The sequence below is a fragment of the Pasteurella sp. WM03 genome (assembly GCF_004570945.1).
Lineage (GTDB): Bacteria > Pseudomonadota > Gammaproteobacteria > Enterobacterales > Pasteurellaceae > Rodentibacter.
In genome coordinates this window covers 339,492-351,413 of sequence record NZ_SPPO01000001.1, presented here as the reverse complement: position 1 = coordinate 351,413, position 11,922 = coordinate 339,492, and the positions used below count along the sequence as shown (strand labels likewise).

Sequence of the window (11,922 nt, the reverse complement as noted above, 5' to 3'; positions counted from 1 at the left end):
TATACACTTTTTTATTTTTTATGTGGTGGAAAGTCTTAGATTGATTCATAGGTAAAATCTTATCAAATAACATTGCCTACTATACGCCATTTGCGTATAATGTACGCAAATCAAGTATAAGGCTAAAAAATGAACCTAACCTTTGTGGAATTAACACCCTTTTCTAAATATCGTGCAGAATATATTAGTGATGATGAATATAGGGTTTTTCAAAATGAGCTATTAGAAAGCCCGGAGAAAGGCGATTTAATTCAAGGATTGGGCGGACTTCGTAAAGTAAGAATAGCCGATAGCACACGCAACAAAGGCAAGCGAGGTGGGGCGAGAGTGATTTACTATTATCAAGATAACAAAGCAAATATTTACTTGATTACCGCTTACCAAAAAAGCGAAATGGACGACTTGAGCAATGAGCAGCGCAAAGCATTGAGGGCAGTCGTTGAAGAAATTAAAAAACAGTGAGGACTAGAGAATGACAAAAAGAAATTTATTTAATGAGTTGATGACAGGCTTGAAAGAAATTCAAGCACACCAAAAAGGCGAAATTGAATTACCTAGTTACACACTAAACCGTCCCGAACCGCTGGAGATGAAAGCAAGCGAAATCAAAGCAATCCGGGAAAGCCTAAAACTATCTCAATCAATGTTTGCCCAAAAATTAAGAACAAGCGTGAGAACCTATCAAGGATGGGAGCAAGGCAAAAGCAAGCCTAATCAGCAAGCAATGCTATTATTGCGAATGGTGGAACGTTCACCGCAGATTTTTGAAGAATTAGCAAGGGTATAGATAAGCGAGGGCTGAAAAGATATGAAACACAGAGAACCGCTTATTAATGCAGATGGCGAAGTTAGAGAATTGACAGAGGCTGATTTTGCGCTTGCTAAACCTTTAGTAGAGGTTATGCCCCCTGAGTTTATGGCAATGGTAAAAAACCACCAAAAAGAGATGGAACAGCAAGGGAAAATTCGAGCAGGGAGAGGAAAGCAGAAAGCACCGACTAAGCAATCTATCACGTTAAGATTATCCCCTGAAGTTATCCAAGCGTTCAGAGCAACAGGGCAAGGTTGGCAAACTCGGATCAATGAAGTGTTATTGAATCACATCAAAACAGTATAATTCAAAGGCTTAGTGCAGCGCATTGAGCCTTTTTTATTGAATTTCGTACCCAGTACGCGCGTGCGCGCGAGAGCCAAGCCGATTTTTACTTGGGGAGGGCGGATAAAAAGTTCAGAGAAAAAGCCTCAAATACCGCTTGGGGAACGCTGTTTTATCGCTATTACAGTTTTTATAGCCTTTTTATCTATTGGAATTTCGGGAGCAGTACGCGCGCGCGCGAGGGAAAATTTAATGCCCTCAAATTTGAGGAGATATTATCTATGGTCATTATGACCACGATTGAGGCATTCGTATAACACGAACACCCAATTGAATTTTGCAAAGAAGATGATGATGACTGGAAATTCCAAAAACTGCCGAAAACCACGACTCCGCAATTAGGGTGATCGCCATTGACTGATACCCTATCTTTTACGGTTGGTGAAATTGTATAAATAATAATCGTTTTAATGGGTGACTTTTGATTTTAGTAGTACGTTTAGTAGTACGAAATCAAGATTGGTTAATTGAGTATTAATTAAATCAATTGGTTAGACTCTTAATTCAAGTCCGGTAGGGACCGTTTAACCCGTCAAATAACGTCTTTTTTGTCAAAAAACATAGTAAAAACAGCATATTAAAAATTTTTCTTTTGTTTCGTTCGTTATTGTTTGTCATTGTTCGCTTTTCTGTTCCCTCTTTATAAGAGGGCTAAAGCGAGGGAACAAAAAGCGGTAGTCTTTTGTTCATTAGGGCTTAAACGATGGCTAGAAATTTTCTAAAAAAATTTACGGATTCATACATTCAATCAATCAAACCGACATATAAAGAACAATTATTTGCCGATAGGGATAATTTTTATTTATTGGTTAAACCAAACGGGACTAAATTCTGGCGGTTTATTTATACTCACCCCATAAACAAAAAACGCGTAAAAAAATATTCAACGGTTGCAGTTGTAAATACTACATTCTAAGCCTTTTTAATAGGGTATTATGGTGCAGGAAAAAATAGTACCCGCGATAATGTTGTGAATATCTATTTTGTTAGTTATCAATAAGATATATTGTTAATTCAAGTTCGGTAGGCGTTTCAATCAGCCTAAAACCCGAAACTTTTCTTTTCGCTGAGAAAATGATGTCATAAATTGGCCATATTCGCGCATTTTCTTGATCTATCACAATAAAAGTTCACTTTTTTATTTATTTACCTCTTTTAGGTAGTTTCTATCTTTTTGTGATAAACCACATAATTCACTACCTGAGTTTAGGCATAAATCATTCATATAAGGCGAGTAAAATGGTTGTTGAAAACTTACCACGCAGACAATTTTTACGAGGTAGATTTTTAACACAGTCTCAGAAAAATAAGGATTGCTCTGGAGTGATACGTCCGCCATGGTCGATAAATAATGCTGAATTTACTCAACAATGTACAGGTTGTGGGGACTGTTTTGCCGTTTGTGAAACGCATATTCTAGTAAAAGATGATGACGGTTTTCCTGAGGTTAGGTTTGAAAATGGCGAATGCACTTTTTGTCAAAAATGTGTTGAGGCTTGTGAGCAACCTATTTTTCGTTCATTGGAGGATAGGCCTTGGGGACACAAAATCATGATTAATGAGAATTGCTTAACACATAATCGTATTGAATGTCGCTCATGCCAAGATAATTGCTCAATGAATGCCATTCGGTTTCGTTTACAGATAGGTCGTGTTGCACAACCTTTGTTTGATGCAGAGATTTGTAATGGCTGTGGTGCTTGTTTGCAAAGCTGCCCTGTGCGTGCAATTAAAATTGTAAAAAATGAATAAAATGAATTTAACGTTGGAAAATGAGCAGGATTGGCACGTTGTTGGGCTGATTGTGCAAGGAAATCCTGAAAAATTAGCGGCGATTCAGACCGCACTTTCCATGATTGAACATACGGAAATCCCTGTTTTTGATGAAAAAATGGGAAAACTTGTCGTGGTGATGCAGTCGCACGATCCGCATCTTCTACTGGATAAAATAGAAAGTGTGAAGGATATTGATGGTGTGATTAATGTGTCGTTGGTTTATCACGAACAAGATGAGCAAAATGAATAAATTGATAAATTCAATCTGTTACGAGGGGTGAATACAATGAGTTTAAGTCGTCGAGACTTTATGAAAGCCAATGCGGCGATAGCTGCGGCAACCGCAGCGGGATTAACTATTCCGGTCAAGAATGTGATTGCGGTTGAACCTGAAATTAAGTGGGATAAAGCCGTATGCCGTTTTTGTGGAACAGGCTGTGCTGTGTTAGTGGGTACGAAAGATGGGCGGGTTGTTGCTTCCCAAGGTGATCCGGATGCAGAAGTTAACCGTGGTTTAAATTGTATTAAAGGTTATTTCTTACCAAAAATTATGTATGGTAAAGATCGTTTAACACAACCAATGTTGCGGATGACCAACGGAAAATACGACAAGAATGGGGATTTTACCCCTGTTTCTTGGGATATTGCCTTTAAAACCATGGCTGAAAAATTCAAAGAAGCCTTTAAGAAAAATGGTCAAAATGCGGTGGGAATGTTCAGTTCCGGTCAATCGACCATTTGGGAAGGCTATGCCAAAAACAAACTTTGGAAAGCCGGCTTCCGTTCTAATAACGTCGATCCGAATGCCCGTCACTGTATGGCATCTGCGGCTGTTGCATTTATGCGTACTTTCGGTATGGATGAACCAATGGGTTGCTATGATGATATTGAACGTGCCGATGCGTTTGTACTTTGGGGTTCCAATATGGCGGAAATGCACCCGATTTTGTGGTCTCGTATTACAGATCGCCGCATTTCGAATCCTGATGTGAAAGTTGCCGTACTCTCCACTTTTGAACATCGTAGTTTTGAGCTTGCCGATCACGGTTTGGTGTTTACACCGCAAACCGATTTAGCCATTATGAACTACATCATTAACTATCTCATTCAAAATAATGCAATTAATTGGGATTTTGTTAATAAACACACTAAATTTAAACGTGGTGAAACCAATATCGGTTACGGTTTACGTCCTGAAAATCCGTTAGAGAAAGACACCAACCGTAAAACCGCAGGTAAAATGCACGATTCTTCATTTGAAGAATTAAAACAATTGGTATCGGAATATACCCTTGAAAAAGTGGCAGAAATGTCCGGTGTGGATAAAACCCAACTTGAGAATCTGGCAAAACTTTATGCCGATCCAAATAAAAAAGTCGTGTCTTTTTGGACAATGGGCTTTAACCAACATACCCGTGGTGTGTGGGCGAACCATCTGATCTATAACATTCATTTGCTGACCGGTAAAATTTCAATCCCGGGCTGTGGTCCCTTCTCTCTAACCGGTCAACCTTCTGCTTGCGGTACGGCTCGTGAAGTGGGCTCTTTCCCACACCGTTTACCGGCAGATTTAGTGGTAACCAATCCAAAACACCGTGAAACGGCAGAACGTATTTGGAAACTACCAAAAGGGACAATTTCCGAAAAAGTTGGTCTGGATACTATCGCCCAGGATCGTGCAATGCACGATGGTAAAATGAACGTATTATGGCAAATGTGTAACAACAATATGCAAGCGGGGCCAAATATCAATGCGGATCGTTTGCCCGGCTGGCGTAAAGAAGGTAACTTCGTCGTAGTTTCCGATCCTTATCCAACGGTTTCTGCGTTATCCGCCGATTTAATCCTTCCTACGGCAATGTGGGTGGAAAAAGAGGGGGCATACGGTAATGCAGAGCGTCGCACTCAATTCTGGCGTCAACAAGTGAAAGCGCCGGGAGAAGCGAAATCCGACTTGTGGCAATTAATGGAATTTGCCAAATACTTCACAACAGATGAAATGTGGACGGAAGAATTACTTGCACAAATGCCGGAATATCGCGGAAAAACGTTATATGACGTGCTATTCAAAAACGGACAAGTGGATAAATTCCCATTAAGTGAACTTGCCGAGGGGCAATTAAACGACGAATCAGCGCATTTTGGTTACTACGTACACAAAGGATTATTTGAAGAATACGCCGAATTTGGTCGAGGTCACGGTCATGATTTAGCACCGTTTGAGATGTACCATAAAGCCCGTGGATTACGTTGGCCGGTAGTAGATGGAAAAGAAACCTTATGGCGTTATCGTGAAGGTTACGATCCTTATGTCAAAGAAGGGGAAGGTGTTGCTTTTTACGGCTATCCGGACAAAAAAGCGATTATCCTTGCTGTGCCTTATGAGCCGCCGGCGGAATCACCGGATGCAGAATTTGATTTATGGCTATCAACCGGTCGAGTGCTTGAACATTGGCATACCGGCTCTATGACTCGTCGTGTACCGGAATTACATCGTGCATTTCCAAATAACTTAGTGTGGATGCATCCGCTTGATGCCGAAGCGAGAGGACTACGTCATGGTGATAAAATTAAGATTTCATCTCGTCGTGGTGAAATGATTTCACACTTAGATACTCGGGGACGTAATAAGCCGCCACGAGGGTTAGTTTTCACTACTTTCTTTGATGCAGGTCAGCTTGCCAATGTGCTTACGCTTGACGCTACTGATCCTATTTCAAAAGAAACCGACTTCAAAAAATGTGCGGTAAAAGTGGAAAAGGCAGCATAAAAATGATGTCAAAATCAACCGCACTTTATCTTGCCTTTCTCTCATTTATGGGAATGCAAAGCATTGCACAATATGAGTGAGAAAAGTGCGGTTAATAATTAAAAAGAAAATGAAGACACCCAAACTTAATCCTGAACGCAGACGATTCTTAAAGGAAACCGCCCGAACCACGGGAGGGCTTGTCGGCGTGGGGATTTTATTGGGGTTACAACAAAACCAAAGTTTGGCACGAGAAGGCGTACCACTGCGTCCTCCTTTTGCATTACAGGATGCGAAAGCCTTTTCAGCCTCCTGTATTCGCTGTGGTCAATGCGTGCAGGCTTGCCCTTACGATATGTTGCATTTGGCATCGCTATTGTCGCCGGTAGAAGCAGGGACACCCTATTTTATTGCTCGGGATAAACCGTGCGAAATGTGCCCTGATATTCCCTGTGCACATGTTTGCCCAAGTGGTGCGTTAGACCGCAATGCAACGGATATTAACGAATCCCGTATGGGATTATCCGTGCTATTAGACCACGAAACCTGCCTCAACTGGCAAGGGTTGCGTTGTGATGTGTGCTATCGGGTTTGCCCATTAATCGACAAAGCAATTACATTGGAAAAACAACATAATCCCCGTTCGGATAAACATGCTTTATTCATTCCGACAGTGCATTCCGATGCCTGCACCGGTTGTGGAAAATGTGAACAAGCCTGTGTGTTGGAAGAAGCGGCAATTAAGGTTTTACCAATGGAACTGGCAAAAGGCATGTTAGGGAAACACTACCGTTTAGGTTGGGAAGAAAAGGCGAAAGCCGGTCATTCTCTTTCGCCGGAAGCAATAATTTCTGTACCAACGAGAATGCCTGAAAATATGGCAACGTCCGAGCCGCTTGAGCCTGTGTTAGCTCCCATTTTGGGAGGGGTAAAATAATGGCGAATGTACCTAAACATGCCGGCAGAGAGGCTCGCCAAAAATGGGGATGGTGGTATGTCAACCGCTTTTTATTTTGGCGACGTTTAAGCCAATTCAGCATTCTGGCGATGTTTTTAAGCGGCCCTTATTTCGGCGTGTGGATCTTAAAAGGTAATTACAGTGGTAGCCTGCTGTTTGATACGATTCCTTTAAGTGATCCCTTAATTACTGCCGAAAGCCTTGCAACAGGGCATTTACCTGATGTGCTGACGTTAATCGGTGCGGCAATTATTGTATTTTGCTACGCCGTTTTGGGGAGTAAAGTTTTCTGTGGTTGGGTTTGTCCGCTAAATGTCGTGACGGATAGCGCAGCATGGTTACGCCGTAAACTCGGTATTCGCCAAACGGCAAAGCTTTCACGAGGGTTACGCTACGGTATTTTAACGATGATTTTAGTCGGCAGTGCGACAAGCGGAATGCTATTGTGGGAATGGATTAATCCCGTTGCGGCATTAGGGCGTGCTTTTGTCTTTGGATTTGGTGCGACAGCTTGGTTAATTATAGTCATTTTTCTTTTTGATTTATTGATTGTCGAACACGGTTGGTGTGGCCATTTATGCCCAATTGGGGCAATGTATGGTTTAATCGGTGCAAAAAGTCTCATCCGAGTTAAAGTGATTGAGCGCACGAAATGTGATCATTGCATGGACTGCTACAATGTCTGCCCCGAACCCCAAGTGTTACGTTCACCTTTACACGGAAAAAAAGACGAAAGCCTACTCGTGCTTTCCAAAGATTGTATCAGCTGTGGACGCTGTATTGATGTTTGCGCTGAAAAAGTATTTAAATTTTCGACTCGATTCGATCATTCAGGGGAGTGATTAATATGACCAAACAGGTATCTAAAATTTTAATCGGATTAATGACCGCACTTTTTGCCGGTTCATTGATGGCAACAGAGGTTCAACCGGTAGGGAAAGATTTAACTCAATCACCGGAAAATATTGCACCGGAATTCCACAATTCACCACGCCATAGCGAACTGCCTGCGCTCAATTATGTAAACCAGCCACCTATGGTTCCTCATAGTGTTGCCAATTATCAAGTGACGAAAAATGTGAACCAGTGTTTAAACTGCCATAGTCCGGAAAACTCACGTTTAAGCGGGGCAACCCGAATCAGCCCAACACACTTTATGGATCGTGACGGAAACATTGGTTCCAGCTCATCGCCACGCCGTTATTTTTGCTTACAGTGCCACGTTTCTCAATCAAATGTCGATCCTATCGTACCAAATGATTTCAAACCGATGAAAGGCTACGGTAACTAAGAAGGAAGGATTATGTCAGAGAAAAAACCAAATTTCATCGTACGCTTTTGGCATTGGTTTCGTAAACCGAGCCGTCTTGCGGTGGGAACCATCATTAGCTTGGCTTTCATTGGCGGCATTTTATCTTGGGTAGGGTTCAATTATGGTTTAGAGAAAACGAATACCGAACAATTCTGCGCAAGTTGCCATATGAATGATGCCTACCCCGAATATCTCCACAGCGTGCATTATCAAACCCGCACCGGTGTAGGGGCAAGCTGTCCGGATTGCCATGTACCACACGAGTTTGGGCCAAAAATGAAACGAAAAATCATTGCGGCGAAAGAAGTGTATGCGCACTATACCGGAAAAGTCGATACGTTAGAGAAATTTAACGAGCATCGTTTGGAAATGGCAGAAAGAGAGTGGGCAAGAATGAAAGCCAATGATTCCCAAGAGTGTCGTAATTGCCATAATGTGGAGAGAATGAATTTTAGCGAACAACGTCCTGTTGCTGCCAAAATGCATGAAAAAATCAAAACAGAAGGGAAAACTTGTATTGATTGCCATAAAGGGATCGCACACCAATTGCCGGATATGCGCGAAGTGGAATCCGGTTTCAAAAAATAATTTCAGGCAAAATAAACAAAATTTTGACCGCACTTCATGAATTATCGGCACGTTTGTGCCGATTTTTTTCGTTAAACGTAACGTTTCAAATGGATATAGGTTTCAGAAGAACTAATCGCTTTAATTGAGCGAATTCGTTCTAATGTTTGTCCCAGTTCTTCCAATGACGGAGCGATAAGTTCAATAAGAATATCCCAACGTCCGTTAGTATCATAAATGGCATTGATACAAGGCTCACCTCGAAGGGTTTGAACAACCTCTGACGTTGCACCACCATCGACCATCACGGTTGTCCAAGCTTTAATGCCGTTAGATTCTACGGTGGAGTGAAGCTCAACCCTATAACCCAAAATAATACCTTCTTTTTCAAGTCGTGCGATACGGTTCACTACGGTTGCCCGAGAAACGTTTAATTTTTTTGCTAAAAAGGCAATGGAGTATCTCGCATTTTCCCGTAATAGACTCAATAATTTTTGATTGGTTTCGTCCAAAATTGACATAATGCAAGTTCTCCCTAACAAAATGATTAAATTTTGCTAAAACATTAGCATATTTCACTATTTTAATTAATAGAAAAATCTTGCACACTAGGGCTGTCATAACAATTCATTAATATTTTATTAACCAAAAGGAGAAAAGTTATGTCATACCCATCTACTATTTCAGGAAGTTTGCCAACCATTATCATTAGCCCACAAGACATTGCTAATATTATTAAGCGTCAAGGTATTAAGGAAACGCTAGAAGGAATGAGGGACTATATTTTAGAGGATTACCTCAACTGGGACGCTTTTGATAAAACGTCTCGAATTTCCCATCACGTTTCAGACGGGGTATTAGAATTAATGCCTATCGCGAATCAACAGCAGTACAGTTTTAAATATGTAAATTGTCACCCTAAAAACCCTAATGAAGGGCTTTCTACCATTTTAGCCTTTGGTGCTTTGATCAGTAATGATACGGGACAACCTGATGTGATTAGTGAATTTACCCTGACTACCGCTTTGCGTACTGCAGCAACGTCAGTGCTTGCGGCTCAATATCTTGCCCGTCCAAATAGTAAACGAATGGCTATTATTGGCAATGGCTGTCAAAGTGAGTTTCAGGCGCTTGCCTTTCATCATTTGCTTGGTATTGAAGAATTAGCCTTATTTGATATTGATCGAAAAGCCAGTGAAAAACTCGCCGGAAATTTAGCGAATACCTCATTAAAAATTGAGATTTTTGATACTGTGGCGGAGGCAGTCAAGAACGCAGATATTATTACGACTGTCACTGCTGAATATTCAAAAGCGAACATTATCACGCTGGAAATGATTGAAGCAGGCATGCATATTAATGCCGTAGGAGGGGACAATATCAATAAAACGGAATTACATGTGGATGTAGTGAAAAATGCTCGTGTGTTTGTTGAATTTGAACCTCAAACTCGAATTGAGGGAGAATTACAAAATATGCCGGCCGATTTTCCTGTGACGCCATTATTTGAAGTCTTCCAAAAAGGAGAATCAGCCCGACAGTTAGAGGGGGAGATCACTTTATTTGATTCTGTTGGATTTGCTATTGAAGATTTTTCAGCTATTCGATATATGAATGATACAGTGATAAAACTGGGTTTATCGCATCTATTGTCTCTTACTCCGGATTTGAAAGATCCAAAAGACTTATTTAGTTATCTTACAGATTATGTAAACCTTTAATCATTCTAAAATGTCAGTTAGATAATAAGGAAACCTGTAATGATGTATTAAACACAATTATGTTTTTATGAAAAAGTACAATTCTTCTACTTGAATTGTACTTCTCAGGAGGAGGTCTGTATGTCAAATACAAAATTTCAAGCATCAAACCAACAAATCAATATCCCTTTCCTGTATGCATTACTGCCGGTTATTGTGATGGTGGTTGCAATGGCAGTTTCTATTATTAAATTTGAGGCTTCGCCACATGTTCCTTTAATTATTGGTGCGATTACAGCTACATTAGTCGCCATGAAATTTGGTTATCGTTGGGATACTATTGAACAGGGGATTTACCGGGGGATTAAAATGGCTCTCCCCGCCATCGTGATCATCATAATGATCGGATTGACTATCGGTGCTTGGTTAGGTGGTGGCATTGTTGCAACCATGATTTATTATGGTTTAAAACTGATTTCGCCCTCATTATTTTTGTTCACGATTTGTATTATTTGTGGGATCGTCACACTTTCTATAGGAAGTTCTTGGTCAACAATGGGAACAATCGGTGTCGCTGCAATTGGTATTGGTTTAAGTATTGGGATTCCTACCCCAATGGTTGCGGGAGCAGTGATTTCAGGCGCTTATTTTGGTGATAAAATGTCGCCACTTTCCGATACTACCAATCTTGCCTCTGGGATTACAGGTACTGATTTATTTGAGCATATTAAACATATGCTAACTACAACATTGCCGGCTTATCTTATTGCGTTAAGTTTCTATTTGTATATAGGGATGCAATTTGATACTTCGCATACCAATCTTTCCCATATACAGAATGTTATGGAAAATATTACCCAAAATTTTGTTGTTAGTCCTTGGTTATTACTTGTACCGGTGATCGTTGTATTGTTAGTGATGAAAAAAATTCCTGCTATTCCGGCATTAACGATTGGCATACTGCTTGGTACACTCTGCCACGTTATTATACAAGGTAGTGATGTAGGAACGGCTGTTAAAACTTTGCACGATGGGTTTAAAATTCAAAGCGGGCATGAAATTATTGATACACTGTTTAATCGCGGTGGAATTGAGTCAATGATGTACACCATTTCACTCACGATTGTCGCAATGAGCTTTGGCGGAATTGCTGAACAAACAGGAATGCTGAGATCAGTCGTTTCAACGATTTTGCATTTTGCCCGCAATGCCAGTATGTTAATTATTGCGACGATTTTTTCTTCAGTGGTGACAAATTGTACAACTTCTGAGCAATATATTTCTATTCTACTACCCGGCAGAATGTATGTGACCGCCTATAAAGAGCGGAAATTACATTCTAAAAACCTCTCTCGTGCTTTAGAAGACGGCGGCACGGTGACATCTGTACTTGTACCTTGGAATACTTGTGGCGTCTATGCTTACTCTATGCTCCAAGTCAGCGCATTTGAATATGCACCTTATGCTGTTTTTAATTATACCGTTCCTCTGCTGGCAATGATGTTTGCCCTATTTAATATTAAAATTGAAAGAATAGAATAAAACGCACAAGCCCCAAGGAATACTCAATGTCTGTATTATGCAGCAGTTGCACAAATCTGGGGGAGCTTGTAGGGACATACTCAGTGTGTGTCCGCTTATAACATATTGAAATAACCTGATTTTATAACGGACACACGCAGTGTGTCCCTACATATCGTTGAG

At 40.8% G+C, this 11,922-nt stretch carries 14 protein-coding genes; 13 read left to right on the top strand and 1 reads right to left on the bottom strand.

Going from position 1 to position 11,922, the window contains the following annotated elements:
* Positions 1–129 precede the first annotated feature (129 nt).
* From E4T92_RS01765 to E4T92_RS01715, 11 genes are all read left to right on the top strand, one after another.
* The gene (locus tag E4T92_RS01765; RefSeq protein WP_077494723.1) at positions 130–462 is read left to right on the top strand and encodes a type II toxin-antitoxin system RelE/ParE family toxin; all 333 of its coding nucleotides are present in this window, start codon (positions 130–132) and stop codon (positions 460–462) included.
* 10 nt (positions 463–472) lie between these two features.
* Entirely contained in the window at positions 473–787 is a 315-nt protein-coding gene (locus E4T92_RS01760; RefSeq protein ID WP_077494724.1) for a helix-turn-helix domain-containing protein, read from the top strand.
* Positions 788–808: 21 nt separating this feature from the next.
* Complete coding sequence (locus tag E4T92_RS01755; RefSeq protein ID WP_135093181.1) at positions 809–1,117, top strand: BrnA antitoxin family protein; 309 nt, start codon at positions 809–811, stop codon at positions 1,115–1,117.
* Between the two features lie 742 nt (positions 1,118–1,859).
* Positions 1,860–2,072, top strand: a complete 213-nt coding sequence (locus E4T92_RS11355) for an Arm DNA-binding domain-containing protein (protein ID WP_228063522.1) — start codon at positions 1,860–1,862, stop codon at positions 2,070–2,072.
* 323 nt (positions 2,073–2,395) lie between these two features.
* The gene (gene napF, locus E4T92_RS01745) at positions 2,396–2,908 is read left to right on the top strand and encodes a ferredoxin-type protein NapF (RefSeq protein WP_077541643.1); all 513 of its coding nucleotides are present in this window, start codon (positions 2,396–2,398) and stop codon (positions 2,906–2,908) included.
* On the top strand, positions 2,901–3,182 hold the full coding sequence (locus E4T92_RS01740) for a chaperone NapD (RefSeq protein WP_077541641.1): 282 nt from the start codon (positions 2,901–2,903) through the stop codon (positions 3,180–3,182). Before napF ends, E4T92_RS01740 begins: the two co-directional genes overlap by 8 nt.
* Before the next feature lie 36 nt (positions 3,183–3,218).
* The gene (napA, locus tag E4T92_RS01735) at positions 3,219–5,702 is read left to right on the top strand and encodes a nitrate reductase catalytic subunit NapA (RefSeq protein WP_135093180.1); all 2,484 of its coding nucleotides are present in this window, start codon (positions 3,219–3,221) and stop codon (positions 5,700–5,702) included.
* 109 nt (positions 5,703–5,811) lie between these two features.
* Positions 5,812–6,618: a ferredoxin-type protein NapG gene (gene napG, locus E4T92_RS01730; RefSeq protein WP_135093179.1), complete on the top strand. Its 807-nt coding sequence runs from the start codon at positions 5,812–5,814 to the stop codon at positions 6,616–6,618.
* Positions 6,618–7,481 (top strand): quinol dehydrogenase ferredoxin subunit NapH, encoded by an 864-nt coding sequence (gene napH, locus E4T92_RS01725; protein WP_135093178.1) that lies wholly within the window; start codon positions 6,618–6,620, stop codon positions 7,479–7,481. Before napG ends, napH begins: the two co-directional genes overlap by 1 nt.
* Positions 7,482–7,486: 5 nt before the next feature.
* A complete protein-coding gene (locus E4T92_RS01720; protein ID WP_077541633.1) occupies positions 7,487–7,930 on the top strand; it encodes a nitrate reductase cytochrome c-type subunit in 444 nt (147 codons plus the stop codon).
* A 12-nt stretch (positions 7,931–7,942) separates the two neighbouring features.
* Positions 7,943–8,539, top strand: a complete 597-nt coding sequence (locus E4T92_RS01715; RefSeq protein ID WP_135093176.1) for a cytochrome c3 family protein — start codon at positions 7,943–7,945, stop codon at positions 8,537–8,539.
* Between the two features lie 71 nt (positions 8,540–8,610).
* Here E4T92_RS01715 and E4T92_RS01710 read toward each other — a convergent pair whose 3' ends face one another.
* Positions 8,611–9,039, bottom strand: a complete 429-nt coding sequence (locus tag E4T92_RS01710; protein ID WP_135093175.1) for an Lrp/AsnC family transcriptional regulator — start codon at positions 9,037–9,039, stop codon at positions 8,611–8,613.
* A gap of 141 nt (positions 9,040–9,180) precedes the next feature.
* On the opposite strand from E4T92_RS01710, the gene E4T92_RS01705 reads away from it, so the two are divergent.
* Both E4T92_RS01705 and nhaC read left to right on the top strand, forming a co-directional pair.
* Positions 9,181–10,239, top strand: a complete 1,059-nt coding sequence (locus tag E4T92_RS01705) for an ornithine cyclodeaminase (protein WP_135093174.1) — start codon at positions 9,181–9,183, stop codon at positions 10,237–10,239.
* Between the two features lie 120 nt (positions 10,240–10,359).
* Positions 10,360–11,760: a Na+/H+ antiporter NhaC gene (gene nhaC, locus E4T92_RS01700; RefSeq protein ID WP_077541627.1), complete on the top strand. Its 1,401-nt coding sequence runs from the start codon at positions 10,360–10,362 to the stop codon at positions 11,758–11,760.
* Positions 11,761–11,922: the final 162 nt, after the last annotated feature.